Source organism: Tepidimicrobium xylanilyticum (assembly GCF_900106765.1).
Taxonomy (GTDB): Bacteria; Bacillota; Clostridia; order Tissierellales; family Tepidimicrobiaceae; genus Tepidimicrobium; species Tepidimicrobium xylanilyticum.
On sequence record NZ_FNNG01000011.1, the window covers coordinates 89,922 to 111,522 of the forward strand.

General features: G+C 31.5%; 22 protein-coding genes. 7 read left to right on the top strand and 15 right to left on the bottom strand.

Annotated features, from left to right (window positions below):
• Positions 1–77: 77 nt before the first annotated feature.
• From BLV68_RS11525 to BLV68_RS11540, 4 genes are all read right to left on the bottom strand, one after another.
• The gene (locus BLV68_RS11525) at positions 78–494 is read right to left on the bottom strand and encodes a GNAT family N-acetyltransferase (protein ID WP_093753966.1); all 417 of its coding nucleotides are present in this window, start codon (positions 492–494) and stop codon (positions 78–80) included.
• A gap of 38 nt (positions 495–532) precedes the next feature.
• Positions 533–751 (bottom strand): hypothetical protein, encoded by a 219-nt coding sequence (locus BLV68_RS11530; RefSeq protein ID WP_093753968.1) that lies wholly within the window; start codon positions 749–751, stop codon positions 533–535.
• A 509-nt stretch (positions 752–1,260) separates the two neighbouring features.
• Positions 1,261–2,025: a 4-hydroxy-tetrahydrodipicolinate reductase gene (gene dapB, locus BLV68_RS11535; RefSeq protein WP_093753970.1), complete on the bottom strand. Its 765-nt coding sequence runs from the start codon at positions 2,023–2,025 to the stop codon at positions 1,261–1,263.
• A complete protein-coding gene (locus BLV68_RS11540) occupies positions 2,018–2,221 on the bottom strand; it encodes a hypothetical protein (RefSeq protein WP_093753972.1) in 204 nt (67 codons plus the stop codon). Before BLV68_RS11540 ends, dapB begins: the two co-directional genes overlap by 8 nt.
• A gap of 641 nt (positions 2,222–2,862) precedes the next feature.
• Between BLV68_RS11540 and BLV68_RS11545 the strand changes: the two genes are divergently transcribed.
• Positions 2,863–3,840 carry a diaminopimelate dehydrogenase gene (locus tag BLV68_RS11545; protein ID WP_093753974.1) on the top strand — a complete coding sequence of 326 codons (978 nt, stop codon included), beginning with the start codon at positions 2,863–2,865 and terminating at the stop codon, positions 3,838–3,840.
• Between the two features lie 644 nt (positions 3,841–4,484).
• On the top strand, positions 4,485–4,937 hold the full coding sequence (locus BLV68_RS11555; RefSeq protein ID WP_234949902.1) for a cupin domain-containing protein: 453 nt from the start codon (positions 4,485–4,487) through the stop codon (positions 4,935–4,937).
• Between the two features lie 74 nt (positions 4,938–5,011).
• Here the strand turns inward: BLV68_RS11555 and BLV68_RS11560 are convergent, their stop codons facing one another.
• A complete protein-coding gene (locus tag BLV68_RS11560) occupies positions 5,012–5,995 on the bottom strand; it encodes an esterase/lipase family protein (protein WP_143035279.1) in 984 nt (327 codons plus the stop codon).
• A gap of 150 nt (positions 5,996–6,145) precedes the next feature.
• On the opposite strand from BLV68_RS11560, the gene BLV68_RS11565 reads away from it, so the two are divergent.
• The 4 genes from BLV68_RS11565 (at position 6,146) to BLV68_RS11580 (ending at position 11,163) form a co-directional block, all read left to right on the top strand.
• Entirely contained in the window at positions 6,146–7,144 is a 999-nt protein-coding gene (locus BLV68_RS11565) for a GIY-YIG nuclease family protein (RefSeq protein WP_093753982.1), read from the top strand.
• 68 nt (positions 7,145–7,212) lie between these two features.
• On the top strand, positions 7,213–8,235 hold the full coding sequence (namA, locus tag BLV68_RS11570; protein WP_093753984.1) for an NADPH dehydrogenase NamA: 1,023 nt from the start codon (positions 7,213–7,215) through the stop codon (positions 8,233–8,235).
• Between the two features lie 110 nt (positions 8,236–8,345).
• Positions 8,346–10,409 carry a serine hydrolase gene (locus tag BLV68_RS11575; RefSeq protein ID WP_159428685.1) on the top strand — a complete coding sequence of 688 codons (2,064 nt, stop codon included), beginning with the start codon at positions 8,346–8,348 and terminating at the stop codon, positions 10,407–10,409.
• Between the two features lie 166 nt (positions 10,410–10,575).
• Entirely contained in the window at positions 10,576–11,163 is a 588-nt protein-coding gene (locus tag BLV68_RS11580; RefSeq protein WP_093753988.1) for a metal-dependent hydrolase, read from the top strand.
• Positions 11,164–11,226: 63 nt separating this feature from the next.
• Here BLV68_RS11580 and BLV68_RS11585 read toward each other — a convergent pair whose 3' ends face one another.
• From BLV68_RS11585 to BLV68_RS11625, 9 genes are all read right to left on the bottom strand, one after another.
• Complete coding sequence (locus BLV68_RS11585) at positions 11,227–12,165, bottom strand: dipeptidase (protein ID WP_093753990.1); 939 nt, start codon at positions 12,163–12,165, stop codon at positions 11,227–11,229.
• A complete protein-coding gene (gene add / locus BLV68_RS11590) occupies positions 12,166–13,188 on the bottom strand; it encodes an adenosine deaminase (protein WP_234949903.1) in 1,023 nt (340 codons plus the stop codon).
• Positions 13,189–13,340: 152 nt separating this feature from the next.
• Positions 13,341–14,075, bottom strand: a complete 735-nt coding sequence (locus BLV68_RS11595) for a hypothetical protein (protein ID WP_093753994.1) — start codon at positions 14,073–14,075, stop codon at positions 13,341–13,343.
• On the bottom strand, positions 14,059–16,230 hold the full coding sequence (locus tag BLV68_RS11600) for a M1 aminopeptidase family protein (protein WP_093753996.1): 2,172 nt from the start codon (positions 16,228–16,230) through the stop codon (positions 14,059–14,061). Before BLV68_RS11600 ends, BLV68_RS11595 begins: the two co-directional genes overlap by 17 nt.
• A gap of 4 nt (positions 16,231–16,234) precedes the next feature.
• Positions 16,235–17,086: an ATP-binding cassette domain-containing protein gene (locus tag BLV68_RS11605; RefSeq protein WP_093753998.1), complete on the bottom strand. Its 852-nt coding sequence runs from the start codon at positions 17,084–17,086 to the stop codon at positions 16,235–16,237.
• A gap of 298 nt (positions 17,087–17,384) precedes the next feature.
• Positions 17,385–17,591 carry a dodecin family protein gene (locus tag BLV68_RS11610; RefSeq protein WP_093754000.1) on the bottom strand — a complete coding sequence of 69 codons (207 nt, stop codon included), beginning with the start codon at positions 17,589–17,591 and terminating at the stop codon, positions 17,385–17,387.
• 152 nt (positions 17,592–17,743) lie between these two features.
• Entirely contained in the window at positions 17,744–18,232 is a 489-nt protein-coding gene (locus tag BLV68_RS11615) for an S-layer homology domain-containing protein (protein WP_093754002.1), read from the bottom strand.
• A gap of 105 nt (positions 18,233–18,337) precedes the next feature.
• The gene (locus BLV68_RS11620) at positions 18,338–18,538 is read right to left on the bottom strand and encodes a hypothetical protein (protein ID WP_143035280.1); all 201 of its coding nucleotides are present in this window, start codon (positions 18,536–18,538) and stop codon (positions 18,338–18,340) included.
• A 546-nt stretch (positions 18,539–19,084) separates the two neighbouring features.
• Entirely contained in the window at positions 19,085–19,855 is a 771-nt protein-coding gene (locus tag BLV68_RS11625) for a L,D-transpeptidase (protein WP_093754006.1), read from the bottom strand.
• A gap of 266 nt (positions 19,856–20,121) precedes the next feature.
• Here BLV68_RS11625 and BLV68_RS15490 point away from each other — a divergent pair, with 266 nt between their 5' ends.
• Positions 20,122–20,262 carry a hypothetical protein gene (locus BLV68_RS15490; protein WP_159428686.1) on the top strand — a complete coding sequence of 47 codons (141 nt, stop codon included), beginning with the start codon at positions 20,122–20,124 and terminating at the stop codon, positions 20,260–20,262.
• 104 nt (positions 20,263–20,366) lie between these two features.
• Here the strand turns inward: BLV68_RS15490 and BLV68_RS11630 are convergent, their stop codons facing one another.
• Positions 20,367–21,266, bottom strand: a complete 900-nt coding sequence (locus BLV68_RS11630) for a radical SAM protein (RefSeq protein WP_093754008.1) — start codon at positions 21,264–21,266, stop codon at positions 20,367–20,369.
• Positions 21,267–21,601: the final 335 nt, after the last annotated feature.

Here is a 21,601-nt window from a genome sequence, read left to right on the forward strand (position 1 = left end):
CAGTACAAATATTTTTTATTATCAACCAAATGATATGCTGGTGAAACGATATCACTTCCTGTAATTTTACAATCACACTAATAAATTCTTTTAAGCTTCTTATCTTGAAAATCCTGTATTATATTTGGCCAAGTTGTTTCAGCCATACCTACAGCAACTACATCAAAGTATTCCTTAGCCTGTTCAGGAAATGCACTAATATGTATGCCGCCTGACACAACTGGAATTCCTCCTTTCTGATAAACTCTTGCGATTTCCACCACCCTAGGAAAGACATCAACTGTAACAGTGATTCCTACAATATTAACCTTTTCCTCGAAATTGATATCCTCTACATTTCCAACCCACAACATGGCTTTTAATGAGCCTTCTTTCTTTGCTTCTTTTAAACCATGTAATATCAACTTTCTTCCATAGCCCTTTCCTCTTTCAACTTCACTTACTCCAACATTCCTTATAAAGCAGTTTTTATTGTTCTCACCATATAGCTCCATTATTATATAGCCTACTATCTTCTCATCCTTCTTATAAACTAAAATAATATGGCCTCATCACTCAAACTGCTGATCAGCTGTTTTTTCGTGATGTTAAAAGAATCAAATACTTCTTTATCAAGTAAAAGCAACTCGTCTATAACTTCTCTATTTAAGTATTCAATAGAAGGGCAACTTTCATCTAGCTTCATATCATCTAATATAAATGAATAGCCAACATAGATTCCCTTATACTCATATCCCCAATTACTTATCATTTATTTCTTTTCAATTACTCTATTAAGACTGCTGCCATATCTGAATATAAAACTAATATCTGGATTCTCCTTTTTTATTTTTTTTAATGCCAATCCTTAGGTCTTTTAAATCATTAACTCCCCATAATAACTCCATGTCTTTCACTAGTCTTTCCTAACAAAAAACACCTTCAGGAAACTCATATAGTTTCTTTACCTCTAGCACCTCACCATAGAAAAAGTTTTCTTCACAACTAATCCCTTTTTCACATATTTCTTCAATTGTCATTAGCTATCCCCCCTTTAATTTTCTTATAATTAGTTATTAAGTTTCATTATTTCAAATTTGTATTCTATGATTTCTCTATTTTGGTTCAATTCTCTCTTTTCATCATATATTTTTAATCTAATAATGTAAATATTCATACATAGAAATTTCACAAAAAAATTCTCCCTTCTGGTTTTCGTCTTACTTTGATTCTTCCCAGAAAAGAGAACTTTTCTAAATCACAAATTATTTCATATTACCTTTATACATTACTATTAAAAATATCGTCCATTGTATAAAATCCTTTTTTAGCCTTAACTATAAACCGAGCTGCTTTTATTGCCCCTTGAGCATAAATTTTCTTAGATAATGCCGTATGTTTTAATTCTATAATCTCATCAGAACCAGCAAAAATTATAGTATGCTCTCCTGGTATAGTACCACCGCGAATAGAATGGATCCCTATTTCATTATTTTCTCTCTTTGAATTATTACCCTCTCGGCCATATATATATCTTTTACTATTTCCTAAAGTTTCATTAATTATATCGGCTAACAAGTACGCTGTACCACTAGGTGCATCAGTTTTTTTATTATGATGTTTTTCAATAATTTCAATATCAAAATCTCTATTTAAAATTTTAACTATTTGACTCAATATTCTTGTTAAGATATTTATACCTAATGACATATTTGAAGAGTAAAGTATAGGTATATACTCTGAAGCCATTTTTATTTTTCTAAACTGCTCTTCAGAAAATCCAGTAGTAGCAATAACTAAAGGTACTCTCCTATCTAAAGAATAATCGATTATTTGTTCCAAATAGGAAGGATGAGAAAAGTCGATTATTACATCTACTTCTCCTTTGTATTCATATAGGCTATTGTATATTGGATATGTTCTTTTAACATCAAGCATACTTCTATCTATCCCTGCAACAATCTCCATATCTTTTTCATTTAATAACTGCTTATTTAAAATCTGTCCCATTTTTCCATTTACACCATATATAATTGTCTTAATCATGGCACTCTTCCTTTATATTCAATCTCACTGTACATAAAATCTTCGCTAGTATCCTTCTATTTTTGGCTTCAATTTCTGTTAAATATTTAATTAACCTTTTTTGAATCGTTTTATTATAAAATGTTAGAAGAATAAGTCCATCTGCATTCAAATTTGGTATAACAAGTGCCATTCCAGAACTTTTAAATAGTGTCATTTCAATCACTCCTTTAATAATAATTCTGCTATTTAAACAGCATCAATAGCCGTTCGTTCTACAGTGATTGTCATTGTATTACAATTTTTCTTTAGAATATCCTGAATAATAATCTCCTCATTGCTTGCAATGAATGAAAACCTCTTTTTAATTTTCCCCTTACCGAGAACAGAAAACTATATCTTTATCAAAAGATGATTTATTAAGCCCTTCTGCTAAATACTCTTCACCTACAAATTATTTACTCATCCATATAATATGGTATTAAATCGCTTTTTAGGATTATCTGAACAATATTGCCCTAATATTTTATACATTTCATTCTTAATTCCAACAAAATCACTTAGTTAAAGTTTAAGAAAAAAATAGATTATTATATTACTATTTTTGATTATTAGATTATATGTATTTTTACCTTTTATAATAATAAGTTAATGGAAAATTTATTTGTTTGTCTTCAATTATCCTTAAAATTATCGTTTATATTTACTTTAAAACATATCATTTTTCTAGTTTATGATGGCATATAGATAAATTAGCAGAAACAAGATATTTTCTTAATAGCAAATCAATAGAATTTTTCGGAAGCTATGTTGATTTGTAATATGGTCTTAATAAATTAATCCTATTGGAGGTACGCCATGAATAGTAAAATACGAATTGGAATAGTAGGATATGGAAATCTAGGACGAGGAGCAGAATTAGCAATAAGCCAGAATCAAGACATGGAACTTGTAGCCATATTTACAAGAAGAAAACCCGATTCATTAGATACCAAATCCAATGTAGTACATATTTCAAATATGTTGGACTTCAAAAATAAAATCGATGTAATGTTACTATGTGGTGGCTCTGCAAAGGATTTAGGTGAACAGGTTCCCATGACATCGCAATACTTTAATACAGTAGACAGCTTCGATAATCACAAAAAAATCCCAGAGTATTTTGAACAGGTAAATAACATAGCCAAAAAATCAAATAAGTTAAGCCTTATATCTGTAGGCTGGGACCCGGGTCTTTTCTCACTTATCCGATTATTAGGTGAAACTATTTTGCCTGATGGTACAAACTATACGTTTTGGGGAAAAGGAATAAGTCAAGGTCATTCAGATGCTATTAGAAAAATAAAGGGCGTAAAAGATGGAGTCCAATATACAGTACCCTCAGAGGAAATACTGAAAAAAGTTAAAAACTTTGAAAATCTAAACATCTCACCTTGCAAAATGCATAAAAGGATCTGCTATGTAGTATGTAAAGATGGTGAAGATTTATCAAGAATAGAAAACGAGATAAAAACAATGCCAAACTACTTTGCTGATTACGATACAACTGTAAATTTTATTTCCGAAGAAGAACTAAAGAGAAACCATAGCAAAATGCCTCATGGTGGATTTGTTATTCGAACTGGAACTACAAAATCCAATGCTAAACATAAAATAGAATTCAATCTTTCTCTTGATAGCAACCCAGAATTCACTTCATCAATTTTAGTTGCCTATGCTAGAGCAGTCAATAAAATGGCTTTAGAGGGTAAAACAGGTGCCATAACCATATTTGATATTCCACTAGTATACCTATCTCCTAAAACAGGAGAACAATTGAGAAGGGAGTTATTATAAAAGGGAGTTATTATAATTTGATAATAAAAGCCCTATACATGAAAATATAGGGCTTTTGATTACCATTTTATATAATTATAATAATCACTTGATTGTAAACTCTTATAAGAATTTTTATATTCTATCTTAAAATATTCATCTAATAAATTATATTTTTTTGATTTCAGTAAACCTAGAATATACATCAAGTATAGTTCCATATAAAATCACCCCCATATAAAGATACTAGATGCTTAAATTTCCTTCTGGCTATCATCGTCATCCTCCTTTCTAATTTATTAAAAAAAACCGTAGGTGACCCTACGGTTATAAGCAAAACACCAAAAATATATAAAAATAGACATAAAATGAACATGAAAAAAGCCACATCCTGCTGTGGCTTTAACACACCTTACCGCAGGTTGCCTCATATAGTGTTGAATATATAGTTCTCTTGATAATAGTAAATCCACTTTTTTGATCATTGCCCTAAACCTCCTAAATATTGGTGTATTATCCATTACTAATTTAGTATATCAAGTTAATATATGGTAATCAAGTATTTTTTTCAAATATTTAATAATAATGCTAACAACTCATTTAAAAGAACTCCTAACCAATATAGAACATATAATGTTGTAGAACTATCCAAAGGAGTGAATAACATGTATTATGATCATAATAGGAAATATTCTATCCACTTAAAAGATTATGGGCCTTGTCCTTTTATAACCAACATAAAAAAAGCAGCTAATGAAAATAACTTCTTCCGCATAGCCCTATGGACTGGAAAACATCTACAGCTTACTTTAATGAGTATTGATGTTGGTCATGATATCGGCCTGGAAATGCATCCTAATCTAGACCAATTCATTCGCATTGAACAAGGGCAGGGGATCGTTGAAATGGGGCATAGCATGGAATGCTTAGATTTCCAAGCCAGAGTTTATGAGAATTATGTAGTATTTATACCTGCAGGAATATGGCATAATTTAATTAACACAGGTTCTGTTCCAATTAAACTTTACTCCATATATGCTCCACCAGCACATCCTCACGGTACAATCCATAGGACAAAGGAAGAAGCAGAAATGAACCATAGTTATTATTGGAGATAATAATAAAAAGTGGATAGGGGACTCCTTATCCACTTTAACTAAATCTACTTCTGTTGTTTACAAAAAATTTTTACCTACTCCCTATTAGTTTTCTCAATTCCCATCGCTTCAATTCTAATATCCCTAATTAAAGGCTTTTCCAGAATAGATGATAGAAAGTCTTTCGATTTATATAAGATGTCAATATGGTTTCCCTTGATTACTATATGTCGTCCCGTCAAATGACCTAAAGCACTAAAGGTTGTTACCGTACCATCTCCATAATTAGTTCTATAAACTTTTATAGGCCTTCCGTCTTTCCATTTAATTTTATCCTTACTATCCACATCTACTAGGAATTCTTTATTGGTAAAAATATCTTTGCCTGCAATAATAAAAACCTTGCTTGGGTGGATATACTTTTCTTCCAGTTTATTTAAAAAAATATTTCTAGCCTCAATTTTTTCTATTGGCACTTCTTTTCTAATGCCATCCTTTTCATAGAACAAATAATTACCGTATTTGTAACTGGGCAGCAAATCCCTTGCTATGGGGAATGTTTTCCGTAAAACTTCAATATAGTTTATGTTTTTAAATAGTGAAAAATATAGGATAAATCCCATCTTCAATCCATGATAAACAATATTATCCTCAACTTTTGAATAGGGAATTTTCCCTCCACTCCAAAAAAAGTAAGCATTTACAACACCTAAGTTGGGAGTGCCTATCATAATCAATTTATCCACAGAAGAAGGACTAAAATAAGCTAAATATGTCCTTCCAAGGAGTCCTCCCAAACTATGTCCAATGATTATAACCTTTTCCTTTTTCGTATCTCTTTTAATTCTTTCTATGTCCTTGGATAAGTATTTATCCACCGACTCCAATACTGGCATTTTCCAATCATAATAGGAGATGAATAAATTAAAACCCTCTATATAGCCCATTGAATTCAATATTTTAATAAAGGGTCTGTAGACAGTTTCTGCTGGCCCAAAGGAAAAATCTCCAGTTCCATTTATCACATCATCCCCTAAGGAGCCAAAAAGTCCCGGTACAAAAATGACAGGATAGTCCATTTCCACATTCCCTTCCCTTTTATATCAGAATATGCAGTGGACATAAGAAAGTTTATAGCTTAACATTATTTATCTATTTTTGTAAAATGAATGTACAGATTATCCAATCCATAAAAATATATTATAATATACTTGGTGATTAAATTGAGCATGTCAAACGAACTGATGGAAAAGATAAAATCAATACCAGATAAACCCGGAGTCTATTTAATGAAGGATTCACGAGAGAATATAATATATATCGGTAAAAGTAAATGTTTAAATAAAAGGGTAAGGTCCTATTTCCAAAGAAATATTGATTTCAATAAAATAAAACAGCTAGTATTTAATATCTATGATATAGAAACAATAATAACTGATACTCACTTGGAAGCTCAAATATTGGAATGTAGCCTAATAAAGAAACATAAGCCTATATATAACAGCCAATTCAAAAATGATAAAAAATATGTGTACTTAACTATAAAGAATGATAGCCAAAATTTACTAACAATTACTTTAAACAAGGAAAATGAATATAGTTATGGCCCTTATAGGAGTAGAAATACACTTATGGAATTGGTTAGGCTTCTAAGAAACATATATCCTATTATAAAAGGTGAGGAACTATATAAATTCAGCTACCATCCCTTACCAATAAATTGCCATGGAAATGACTTTAATGAAAACAGAAAATCTTTAATAGATATACTATCCCAAGAAAAATCTTTGGAAACTTTTTTATCTCTAATCAAAACCAAAATGGAAGATGCCTCATGTCAATTACAATTTGAAAGGGCATCTTACTATAGAGACCTATTATCAGCTTTAAACTACTTATATCATTCTAATAAAGTAGATATTACTAAAGGTAGAAAAGTTTTAGCAGGAGAAAGACTGGATGATGGTTATAAACTATTCTATATTATAGATGGCAATTTGGTTTCGAAAAAGAAATTCTCCAAAATTAATAGAGAACTTATTAAAGATTTCCTTACCAATATGGAAAAGTTCAAAAGTCATGACACCACTAATAAGGATGAAAAGAGTAACTTGGATTTTAAAACCATAATCAGTAGAGAATTGAAAACCAATCTATCTATGCAGATCCAATATATAGATGACATTTTAAATTTAGATATTATAATAGATTTTTTGAATAGATTATAAGCCCATTGAATAATTTACTTGTAATTCCAATTTAACTGGGTATATAGACTAGGGAAAGGAGTGTAGATATGGCAAAACTATTTTCAAATATAAAAATCAAAGATTTAGAATTAAAGAATAGAATCGTAATGCCACCCATGTGCATGTTGGAAGCTGATAATGAAGGCTTTGCTAAAAATTGGCATGTAATCCATTATGCTACCCGTGCAATTGGAGGAACTGGTCTTTTAATTTTAGAAGCTACAGCAGTAGAAAGTCGAGGACGAATTAAAGAAGGTGATTTAGGTATTTGGGATGATTCCCATATTGAAGGATTAGGAAAAATAGTTAAATATTCAAAGGAATTAGGATCTAAAGTAGGAATACAATTAGCACATGCAGGTAGAAAATGTGCTGTAAGTTCAGAAAAGATCATTGCACCATCTCCTATAGCTTTCGATAACACCTATCAAACTCCAAAAGAAATGACCATTGATGATATAAAAACAGTTATAAATGCATTTAAAGAGGGAGCTAGAAGGGCCAATGAAGCTGGATTTGATACCCTCGAAATTCATGGTGCCCATGGATATTTAATAAATGAGTTCTTATCTCCTCTAACCAATAAGAGAACCGATGAGTATGGAGGAAACTTGGAGAATAGGGTTAGATTTTTAAAGGAGATAATAGTTGAAGTTAAAAAGGTATGGCCTGAAAACAAGCCTATTATATTAAGGGTTTCTGCTGAAGATTATGTTGAAAATGGCAATCATCCAGAGGACTACGTGGAAATAATAAATATGGTAAAGGATGAAGGAGTCGACATAGTAAATGTAAGTTCAGGAGGTCTAGTTCCCGCTATGATCGATGCATACCCAGGATACCAAGTCCCCTTTGCAGAAACTATTAAGAAGGGAACTGGACTACCAGTCATAGCTGGAGGCCTAATATCCGAACCTGTAATGGCTGAAGAAATACTTAAGAATAATAGGGGTGATTTAATATTCTTAGGTAGGGAACTATTAAGAAACCCCTATTGGCCTTTACAAGCTGCCAAAAAGCTTAATGTTAACGTTGAATGGCCTGGTGCCTATAAAAGGGCTAAAATTTGATCCCCAGAAATTCTGGGGTTTTTTATTAACTTTTGTATCCTATTTGTTATATTTGTGCTATAATATATTATACATAGATATTTTTTATTTTACTTAAATGGAGGGATATGATGAACAATTTAAAAAGGCTGACCTCACTTTTACTTGCCTTAGTATTAATTTTTGGTTTATCCATTAATGCTTTAGCAAATGCTCATTCAGGCATAACCCTATTATTAAATGGAAGAAAAATCAGCTTAGATGAAGCTTTCCTAAATGAAGAAAATCAAGTAATGGTGCCATTGCGGATGATTGGAGAAGAATTAGGATACGAAGTAATTTGGAATGAAGATTGGAGTGTAACCCTTTCAAGAGAAAATAATGCCATTCATTTGAAAATTGGGGAATCAAAGGTTTTGATAAATGGAGAAGAATTAAAATTAGAATTTCCACCCTTATTAAAGGAAGCCAAAACCTATGTGCCAGTAGAGTTTTTTAACAGGAGTATGGGATTAGTTGCTGGTTGGAATGGTAAGCACCAAATTCTTAAGTTAAGCCAATGGAAGGATAATGAAGAATATTTCTTTACCATGGATGAAGAAAATAAAGATAAACAAGATGAATTAGTAAAATACATGGAATCCCTTCAAAAATACCACAACTTTAATGGTAGCCTATTAGTTGCCAAAAATGGAAAAATACTTCTTAATGAAGGTTATGGTTTTGCAGACAAGGAACAAAAAATAAAGAATACATCACAAACTACCTTCGCTATAGGTTCAATTACTAAACAGTTTACCGCTATGGCTGTTATGCAACTAGCTGAAAAAGGATTGTTAAATGTAGAAGATAAGCTCTCAAAATACTTACCTGATTTTCCAAACGGAGATCTAATAACCATCCATAATCTATTAACCCATACATCTGGCCTTGTTAGTTATACCAATCTAAATGAATTCCTTAAAATGGATATTAGCAATAGAAGTCCGGAAGCTGTTATAGATTTGATTAAAGATTTACCTCTAAATTTTGAGCCAGGAAAAATGTTTGAATACTCCAATACCAATTATGTGTTATTGGGGATGATTGTAGAAAAGGTTTCTAATATACCCTTGGAAAAATATCTAGATGGAAATATTTTTAAGCCCCTAAATATGGAAAGTACAGGCATGTATTCTATAGATAAATATCATATACAGGATGCAACACCTTATGTTGGGTTCTTGGAACTACATCCTGTAGATGATGAATTAGTATTGACTCAGGCTTTTGGTGCAGGGAATATGTATTCCACAGTAGAAGATCTGTACCGATGGGACAGAGCCTTAAAAACTGAAAAGTTAATTAGTAAAGAAACTTTGAATAAAATATTTGAAAAATATATATCTATAGACGAAACTAACTATTATGGTTATGGATGGATGATTACAGAAGAAGTCAATTCAGAAAGTAAAGCTCACCATGGGGGTAATACTTTCGGATTTACTGCCAACATAGCCAGATATCCAGAATCGGATCTGACCATTATAGCTTTAAGTAATATGGGCTCATATGATTTGATATCATTAACAGAGGATTTAAGAGCTATAGTTCTAGATAAGGAATATAAGATGCCAGAAATATTAGAGAAAATAGAAATAGATGACTTAAGTTTATACGATGATTATACCGGAAGATATGAGCTGGCAAATGGAATCTATATAAATATATCAAGAGTTGATGATAAGCTATTTGCTCAAGTAACAGGTCAAGATGCTTTTCAATTGCTGCCATTATCAGAGAGCCGATTTTTTGCTCAGGAAGTAGACATTAGAATAGAGTTTATCAAAGATGAGGAAGGAAATGTTAGAAAGTTAACTCTTAAACAACTTGGTATGACTCATGAATGTAAAAAAATAGGAGATATAGAAGAGCAAAAAGAAGTTGAGTTAGATCCAGAAATATATAATGATTATGTTGGAAAATATGAGTTAGCTCCGGGGATAATTATTACTATCACAACTGAAGAAAGCAGGCTTTATGCTCAACTCACTGGTCAAAACAAATTCGAAATATTTCCTTCATCACAAGACGAATTTTTCTACAAGGTAGTAGAAGCTCAAATCCATTTCCAAAGAGATGAAAAAGGGACAGTTACCCATCTAATACTATATCAGGGTGGTCAGGAAATACCCTCCGTAAAATTGAATGAATAAAAATGTTATAACTATCAAGAGCTGGGTAAGATATAATACCCAGTTCTTTTATTCTGCTAAATTTTAGAGGTACAAACCCTAGTCCTTTGCTTGAATATATGTTCGAAAACCTGTATAATATAAAAAGTCTCATAAAATAATTATTTTACATCGGAGAGGAATTCATATGACAGGACAAACCCATGTTGCAATAGGGATAGCAACCGCTTTAACTTTATCCATGGAACAACCCATAGAGAATAAATTAATCATTATATTAGCATCAACAATTGGGGCTTTGGCCCCTGATTTAGATCATCCTAGAGGAAAGTTAAACCAGAAACTATTATTAATAAATAGTGGTCTTTATAGAACTCTATTTTATATATCCTTAGGATTTTTCCTTTCCTATGTATATACAGTTACAGGTGAAAAATTATTGATGTTACTAGGAAGAATGGCCTTCCTTGTTGGAATATCAACTCATAGAGGTTTTACCCATAGTATACTAGGTTTTCTAATATCTGGTTCCTTAGTAAAATCAGGGGCTACTGAATATGGACTACCTTCCATATATACAGGTTTTATCATTGGTTATCTATGTCATTTAATAGCTGATTTTTTTACCCCAATGGGAATAAAACTATTCTTTCCATTAGGAACAAATGTTACTGCACCTATTACTATTAAAACAAATAGTAAGATTGAAAAAATAATATTTTTAATAATAAGCTTTTATTCTATATCCTTATTAATCAAATGTGTATATATTTAACTAAGAATTCATATCGTATGGGATAACAACAATTAAGGCCTATTTTTAGGCCTTAATCTAATACTATAATACGTCCCTTATTACCCTTAATGCATTTCTATAGAATATCTTATCTATTTCATCCTCTGAAAATCCATTATCCCTCAATGCCTGTATAAGCTTTTCTATTTCACCAATATTTTCTATCTCCCCATTAGGATTACAACCATCAAAATCAGAACCTATAGCTATAACATCGATTCCTCCAATATTTTTAATATGCTTAATATGCCTAATCATATCATCTACTCTGGCATGCTTGGAATCCCCTAAGAAATCCCTTTCAAAACAAATGCCCATTACTCCTCCTGATTCTGAAAGGGTCCTTATCATATCATCTGTAAGATTTCTTAAATGGTTCTTCATTTTTCTTGAATTAGAATGGGAGGCTATAAAAGGTTTTTTACTTTCCGTTGAAACATCGTAGAAACCCTGATCTGAAAGGTGTGATACATCTATTAGCATCCCTAGTTTATTCATCTCATAGACCACTTGACGCCCAAAATCGGTTAATCCTTTATCCCTATATTCTTCCTTTGTATTAGGATAACCTATTTCATTTACATTATTCCAAGTTAAAGTTATGCCCCTTACTCCTAATCTATAATAATTTCTCAAATTATATAACTCGCCCTTAAGAGCTCCTCCTTCTTCAATAGTTAAAATGGCTGAAATTTTACCTTCCTTATCGTTATTAATGATATCTTCATATTTTGTAGCTATTTTTATATACTGTAAATTTTTATCCAATTCTAAATAGAATTTGTCCATCATCTCTAAACATATATCTATCGGATCCCTTTCACTTTTTAAATCGACCCATAAGGCAAAGAATTGGACCAATGAATTGGCCTTTCTCAGCTTTTTAACATCTACCCCTAAATCATTTTCATAAAGCCCTAAATTATCCTTATCCTCCATCAATTTTAAAACTGTATCACAATGCATATCTATTGGTCTCACCTATATCAGCTCCATATTTCTTAATTCTTCATCTACCTTTTTCCTTAAAATATCTCTTTCATTATCCTTAATAAAAGCAGCATCAATAGAATTTTGAATTAGCCCTACTACCTCTTCTATAGTAAAATCTAGCTTTTCCATTAACAATTGATATTCTCTCTCTAAAGAAGTATTTGAAACGGTTATATTGTCTGTATTTACTGTCACTTTTAAACCTTTAGCTAAAAATTTCCTTATAGGATAATCCTCTATGGATTTTACTGATTTAGTCTGTAAATTACTTATTGGACACATCTCTAGAAATATGTTTTTCTCTTTTAACAACTCCATTACTTTAGGATCCTTTGCTGCTGCAATGCCATGACCTATTCTCTGTGCATGAAGTAGTTCTATAGACTTAGGGATATTTTCCGCTATTCCAGTTTCCCCAGCATGGATTGTAATGTTATATCCCATATCATAGGCTAAATTAAACGCCTTTTGATGGATCTCAGGAGGAAAGTCCTGTTCATTTCCTGCTAAATCTACTGCTACAACTCCTTTACCAATATATTTGGCTCCATTTTTAATTACCTTAATACTCTCTTCTACCCTTTCATTCCTCATACAGATTAAAACAGCATTAGACCATATACCAAAATCCTTCTTAGCCCTTTCCATCCCCACCAGCACTGATTCAACAACCTCTTCAAAGGAAAGCCCTTCCTTTGTATGAAGATAAGGAGCAAATCTTATCTCTACATATTTCACATTCTGAGCATTTAAATCCTCTAATAACTCATAAGTTATCCTTTCCATATTCTCTTTTTTCTGCATAATACTTAATGGGTACTGAAATTTCTTTAAATACTCAATTAGGGATTTACAGTCATCTTTTACCATTACCAATTCTTCAAATTCTCTAAAATCATTAACTTCAATGATACCTTCTTTTAGTAAAAGTTCATACATGGTCTTTGGTCTAACACTTCCATCTAGATGGCAATGTAGTTCTGTCTTAGGTAATAATTTTAATACATCCATTATATCTGTTTCCTCCTATTCTATTGAAATAAATACGTGAACCTCCTTTTTAATATATTTCGACCTATGTACAAAATACCCTCTTTTTTCAATAAAATTGCATAGAAATTAAAAACATTAATCCTTGAAAGTTTTGATTGTAAATATAAAAATCAAATTTTTCCCTCATAATCAGCATATCTTTTGATTCCAAAGGATATCATTGATATCCCTATTACTAAAAAGAAAGCTTTACCCAATATGAATAATTTAGGCAGTATAAAAGGTGGTTCCCCATCAGTTCCCACAGGAAGCGTCAACGGATAAGTATTAAAAGTTTGTGTCCCATATAAATCAACAAATGTAGGCAGTGGTAAAAAACCGATTAATAGTATAAAGATTATTAAAACATATAGTAAATTTGGATGTATACTAGCTATAACTAAACCTATTCCTAATACAAGCAATAAAGCAGGAATTAAAGTTATCAAAGATGGTACAATAAAATCTATAAATGTATAGAAACGAAAAATCAAAACATAAAACAAGAAACTTATTCCAATTACAAATATTGATATTAACATATATCCAACAATTATTGCCAAACATCTGGTAAAACCATATTTTAAAGGATCAATCGGAGTTGCAAATATTAGCTGCTTAACCTGTTTTTCCTCCTTTGAATAGAGAAAGCTTATGAAAAAAATTAGGGTAATAAGCAGTAAAGGTAATACTTTTGCAAGATACATTCCATAGCTCCAGCTTGAAAAGGGAGCCGTAAAAGCAATACCAACTATGATATCTTTCCTAAGTATTTGGTAGCTGTATAGCATAGTAATCATTAATAAAACAAAAAAAATTTTATTAAAAATCAATCGCTTTAGTTCATATCTAAAAATCTTTTTCAATTTCAAGTGCCTCCTTTGTTAATCCGCAAGCATCTAAAAATTCTCGAAAAGTTAGCTGCTTATGTTGATTTGAACTTGATAGTTTTTTTAGTACTTCATCCATGGCCTCTTCGCCACCTATGAGTTCTTCTGCTTTAAGTATTTTTAATGGCATCAAGCAGTATTTCTTGATTTCCAGTTCTCTGACCCTCAGATGAGCAGCAAAACTTTCAGGCATAATATCCAGATACTCCGGATGACGGTGATAGAAGTTTCGCTTCATCTCTTTAACTGCTGCTTTCCACTGATCTACATAATATTTTTGGCCGTATTCCTCTCCATACTTTTCCTTATATAGACGATAGGTGGAATATACTGTAAGACCTTCTCCTGTCCATTCTGGCACATCTGGGTCTTCCCATATCATTCTGTTAAGACCCCACCACTGGTGGATGATTTCATGAGCTAATATTTCTTTCCCTGCTGCCCCCTTAATGGGATCGGTAAGTGAATATATGGAAAATGTAGTTTCGCTCATATTGCTTACACCGTTTGTGGCACCGCCTCCGAAATTGAAAGCAGAGGTCTGAATTAGGATCAATTTTTTATCTTTTAAATAATTCAAAGGCCCGTAATGCTCTGTACAATAGTTGAAAACATCGATCAATACTTCCTCAGCATCATACTCTTCCAAGAGCTCTGTAAAGTTCTCATGAAAATAAAAGTCAGCAGTCATTTCATCAGCAACAACACTTTTACAGGCATAATCTGAAGCATAAACATCCACGGAGTCGTAGCAATCACTAAGGAACCATGTTTTTGTACCATCATTATTCTCTATTATATCTCGAATATTGTCATCTAGTGAAATAAGGGTGAAAGTATCAGGTAAAACTATACTTACATCTACAGTTGCTCCATATATGCCCAATGAAGGAATAAGGGAATGATTTCTTAATTCAACATTTTTAGGGCTTATTTCATTACCACCCAAAGATGTTCTATATGCACCCCAAAGCTTGGGATATCCTCCATATTCTATCTCTAACACCATGTCAGTTCCAATAGGCATATTAAATTGATAGTTTTTCAAGGTAAATTGTTCATCTGGTAATTCTGTATACTCAATGTCCTCACCGTTTATTCTAATGCTATACAATTCATAACCGCTGTTGATAATCACTCTCTTTTCAGCAGAAGATATATAGTTGTCCACTATGTATCTTATCTTTCCATATATGGTATTTCTTCTAAAATCAGGTCTAACTTCTGCAGTTACAGATTGAAAGTTTAATAATTGCAATCCGGTATTACGTACTTTATCCCAGTCAACTTCAGGAGGAGAACTATTGTAGAATGGTTGTTTGAAATAAATATTGATACTCAATATAATTAAACATATTCCCAAAACAGGCAAGTGAAGTTTTCTTATATTATACTGCAAGGACCCCCAAATACCCTTTTCATACCTTCTAGTAAATAGAAAAGAGATAATCCATATACCCCCTAAAAATATCATCCAAAATCGACGATTATAGAGGCCTGTACGAAGTACTCTATAGTTGCCAAAAGCATCGGAAAAAACGGGAATATTGGGATTAATCCATCGTAATATAAAATCCTCAGTTAAAAAATCTGAAAAGCTAAAGAGTACACTTGCTGTAAATAGAAGGAAGCTAATATCAAGCCTATTGGAAAGCTGATAGAATATTGCTGCAAATAAACTACCAATCCACATACTGGGAAGCATGTAAATCAAATAAGCCCACATATATAGTTCACCATTAAAAAATGACTTCATATTGATAAATGTATAAGGTAAATATATTAAAATAATGAATAAAATTGTAATAATAGAAGTGATAAATATAGCACCCATCTTAGCAATATGCAGTATTGTAGGAGATGCAACGGCGTATGTTAACATGGAAACCTTATACTTATCTACTCTATTTAATTCAAACAAGGTAAACACTGCAAAAAAAATTGCCCCACCAACTGTACCAGTAACTACTGGATTGAGTATCATCTGAGTAGCAGCAGTGTCAACATTATTAGGCTTGAATATAGTCAGACCAATTAAAGGTGTCGCCGCTATTAGCATTATAAAAAACCACGTTGTCTTGGATTTGAAGATTCTACTTGTTTCTACACGCAGGTAAGAAAAAAAACTCATATAATCATCTCCTCTCGATCAAAAACATATAGGCATCTTCAAGTGATGGTTCAACAGGCTGTGCAAAGGGAGGAAGTGTATCTGCTACTATTCGGCACATTACACCACGTGCTGTATTAATACGTGCAGTAATTTTATAATCTTTATCTCCGAGGCTTTCCTCCTGCTCAATAATACCTACATGTCCATTTGCAGCTTGAATTAACTCATCTGGTCTGCCGTCAAATAGAATCATACCTTCATTTATTACTATAATCCTATTACAGATAGATTGTACGTCTTCAATAATATGGGTCGAGAGGATGACAATTTTATCTTGAGCATATTTCGAAAACAGATTTCGAAATTTAATCCGTTCTTCTGGATCTAGCCCCACTGTAGGCTCGTCCAAAATCAATAGCTTAGGATTTCCAATTAAGGCTTGAGCAATGCCTACACGCTGTCTTTGCCCACCAGATAATGTTTTAATCTTTGCATTTTTCTTTTCATCAAGATTAGTTTCGTTAATAACTTTTTCAATTGCATCTTTGGGATTTTTTATACCTTTTAAAGCTGCTATGTAATCTAAAAACTGCCAAACTGTTAGTTCATCATAGAGTCCAAAAGACTGTGGAAGATATCCTAATATGCTTTTAAGGACCTTTTCTTTTTTATATAGTGGTTCATTGTTGAAAGATATACTCCCAGTTGTAGGAAGCAAAGCTGCTACAAGCAATTTCATCAATGTACTTTTCCCTGCTCCATTAGGTCCCACCAATCCAATCATATTTGGACTAGTTATTTCAATTGATATCTTCTTTAAAGCTATTTTTCCCGTTTTGTATGTTTTCCCAACACCCTGTATAGAAATTTTCATAAGATCACCTCCAATATAATATTCCGGTGTTTTACAAACTCATGTATCTACCTGTATTATGATGAAAATACTAATATGTTTTATTATATCATTTTTCAATGGAAAAAAAGGTTGATAATTTCGACAACTTATTTATGATGTTACAATTTATAATATGGTTTTTCTGTTATTCCTTAAGAATAACTATTGATTATACCTCGAGATTACAAATTTGGGGAATAACGAAAATATCGGATTTAAGTAACAACTTTACTTATATCCGATATTCATTATCCTTCAGCAAATTCACTTTTATAAATTACTCTGAATCCACCACAAAAGAAATTTTTACATTTAATCGATAGTTGACTACTTTATTGTTTTCAACTATAGCCTGCATATTGCTTACATATACGCTTTTTATATTTTTAATGGTCTTTGAAGCTTCGTTTACTGCCTCTTGAACTGCAGCCTCCCAACCATTAGTAGATTCTGAAAGAAGTTCAATAACTTTTACAACTGCCATTTAACCCCTCCAATCATCAGTCTTATTTTATCCTTAGTATAACCAAAAATAAATTAGATATTATTTATTATTCTCATAAAAAAGCACCTATCCTTTATATAAGTGCTTTTAAGAATTTATAGTGTATAAATTATAGATCTCTATTTAATATATTATAAATTAATACTACTGCTTCTTCCCCTATTTAAATAATCCTTTGGTCTAAAATATTTTCCTCCACTTATAATCCCTAATCCTCTAGCCTTCGCCACATGTCCTTTTAAATTACTGGATATCTCATCTGCATCTTCATACTCTATTTTGTATATATCCCCTAAATCATATAATGTCTTTAATCCAAAGGCTCTAATTATATACTTTATGCCATCCTCCCTAGTTACTTTTCTATTCGTATCTTTTTCTTTCGCCTTTAAAATACCTTCATATATAAATCTTTCATAAAGATAACCTAGGTCATCATATTCATAATACATATCTATAGTTTGAGCTAATAATTGGAAAAATTCCTTCTGGGTTATCTCTTCTTTTGGTTTAAACTCATTTCCACCAAATAAGAAAATATATTCTTGTAATTTTTCAATCTGCTCTTTAGCAAAGCTTTCTCCAATATCCGTATAATTTCTCATACCCCTTCTTTCCATTAACTCCTTTCCACTATCTACTACCTCTGCCTTTTTAGCATCTACTATTAAATACTTATCTTTGAAATCGTAGACTATAGCCTAATACTATTTTCCCCTTTATCATTATTTTCGGTTTGATATTCTAAATCTAATCCCCCTCCCTTTTACTAATATTTCCATAGCCTCATCCTTTGATATAATCCCTTTTATATCTGGAAATTCTAGTTCCTTATCCCAGATGATATAAAAACTAGTTACCTCTCCAGTTTGAGTATCTATATTAACATGGATATTGTTTTCATTAAATATAATCCCGTTTTCCACCCTCACAAAATTATAACTATAATCTCTCCTATTCTAAACAAGACCTTAATCCTTTGAATATTTTTGCTTAAAACCTCCTCTTGAGCATATCCACTAGATGGAATGTACGTAATGAGAAAATGTTAGTACCATTACTAAACATATTGATTTAAATTGAATTTTTTCCATATATTATCTCCTCATGAATTAAGTATGTAATAATTTTAATAAATTATCTATATTATAAAGGGAAAAATTTGTAATAATTGCAATTCCTTACTGCAGATTTTATGTCCTACTCCTTTAACCTGTTGCCTAAGCCGCCTGAATCCTTACCTACATGTCCTGCATCTAAAAAACTTTCGTCATAACCTACAACTCTTAATTTTTTGAGATTACCCTAGCCAACTATTTAATCTTAAATTATTAAATGGATTTTTCACAAAATTTTTACTATTACAAAGAATATCTTTTAGAACCATTTTAATCAAAAAAACATCTCCAAAATCAAAAAGCTTTAACTCTTGGAGATGTTTTTTAGTATAACGTTAAAATTATATCATAACTCTAATTATATCCTATTATCTTTGAAAGACATACATCTAATATTTCTTCATATTCAATATATTGTTTGATTCCCCATTCCTCTAATACTTCTTCAGTTCCAATCCAAACTTCTGTCTTAATTGGTATATATTCAAATAATTCTTCCACATCCTCGTTAATCATCCTAATGCAACCTGCAGAAACATATCTTCCTATAGAATAAGGGTCAGAATTTCCATGAATTCCATAACCTCTATATCTCTCCGTTGAAAGGCCTAACCACCTTTTCCCCAAGGGATTATTAGGATCACCACCCCTTACTGGTTTGAACTTTCCTCCCATTCCTCCCCAGTAAGGATTTTTCAACTTATTAATTATAGTAAACTTATAATCTGGTGTTGGTGTAGATTCCTTACCTAACGCAATAGGATATTTTTTATATACTTCACCATTATTATATACTGTTAGTATTTTCTTAGTTTTATTTACAACTATAAACCATTCCTTCACCTTAATTTCCTCTGGAATTATATCTATAATTTTCTTATTTTTTTCAACCAATGCTTTTTGAGTCATCTCTCCAATTAGCCCATCTACAAACAAATTATTTTCTGCTTGGAACCTTAATAAGGTGTTCCTTTGTTCCAATATGTTTTCTTCATATCCGCTACTTACATATTCTTTCAAAAGGCTGCCATTATCAATTGTTCCTGCATAACTTATCTCAATGAATAATACTAAAATGAACAGAATCATTATTCCTAAACTCAACCATTTCCCAATAGTTCCCATTAAAACATCCCCTCCAATCTACTATATTCAGATGGAAGGGAATAGTTTAATGATTTTTCCTAAAACAATTTTTAAAAAAGCCAGATAAATTTGGCAATTCTTTCCAAAGTTTTGAGAATATTTGATTAAACAAGCTCATAAAATAATACAAAAGCATATTTCATCAAATTTTATCATATTTTTATAATTCGAATTCCATTACTTATTCCCTTTAACTCATCTCTGCCAATGAAACTCATTAGAGTTTATATAAAGGAGGTGAGGTAATGGCTTTCTTGGAACTTCTCTTTAAAACCTTGACAGCTTTGGTAAATCTATTAATTAGCATAATCCACCTTAGATCCGTAAGTTATAAGGCAAAGAACTCTTCCAGTAAAGAAGAGTTCTCTACACAAAAAAAGGTTTGATTTACTATCTTTGGGGAGCCGCATCTCCCCTATATTTTCTTCTCAATTTTTATTATATCATTATATTACAAAAATATTACACCTATTTTCTATCTATTTTCTTTTTAGTCCAACCTCAAGCCTAAATTCTCACCAAAAGTATAGGCTTCTTTGTATTCCCTAAATCCTAATTTTCTATTTATCTCATTGTGTTCATAAGCTCTATGGATGGGATAATACTGACTCATAAGGTTTACTAGACAATCTGGAGATAATTCCTCTTTTATGAATTTTAAAACCTCTTTCGTATCCTCAATATTCCCTGGAAGCATTAAATGTCTTATAATTAGCCCTCTATAGGCAATGCCCTTATCGTCTACCTTTAATCCTCCTACTTGCCTATCCATTTCTTTTAAGGCTAATTTTGCTTTATTAGGATAATCTGGTACTTTAGAGAATTTCATTGCTAATTCAGAACTAAAATATTCCGGCATATAGATATCAATTATTCCATCTAAGATCTTCAAAATTTCAATCTTCTCATAGCCTCCTGTATTGTATACTATGGGCAAATTAAGGCCTTTTCCAACTGCTATATAAATAGCCTCTATTATATTAGGAACGAAATGGGTTGGAGAAACTAGATTTATATTATGACATCTATAGTGATTTTGTATATAAAGCATTATATTTGCCAATTCTTCATTGGATACTGTTCTTCCTTCCCCTCCAAAGCTAAGTTCATAATTCTGACAGAAAACATATCTCATGTTACAATATCCAAAAAATATGGTACCAGAACCTTTATATCCAACTAATACATCTTCCTCCCCAAAATGAGAACCATAACTGGATACTATTATCTTATCTGTAGCCTTGCAAAATCCTACCCTTTTAGTTCTGTCCGCACCACATCCATGGGGACAGAGATAACATTCTGTTAAATACTTCTTAACTTCCTCTACCCTTTTAAGCAAAGTACCATCTTCATACAACCTAATATAACTTGGCTTAAAAGTATCCATTATTCATCATCCTTTTAAACAACAATATTATACAAAAATTCTTTTTATCTTTATCATAATCTATTGCCATTAGATAGTAAATTAATGGAGAGATGTGATAGGTTTTTATACTATATCATGAAAATAAAAAAGCCAATTCTAATAGATAAATTGGCTTCAATAACTATATTTAATTCCTTATAGGTAATCTAGTAACTCTAGCGTTAATTACTTTACTTCCTTTAGGTGGGATGTTTCAATTCCTTATAGGTAATCTAGTAACAAGATAAGTCTTAAGAAAGCTCAGAACTCAAGTGGCAGTTTCAATTCCTTATAGGTAATCTAGTAACAGGTTC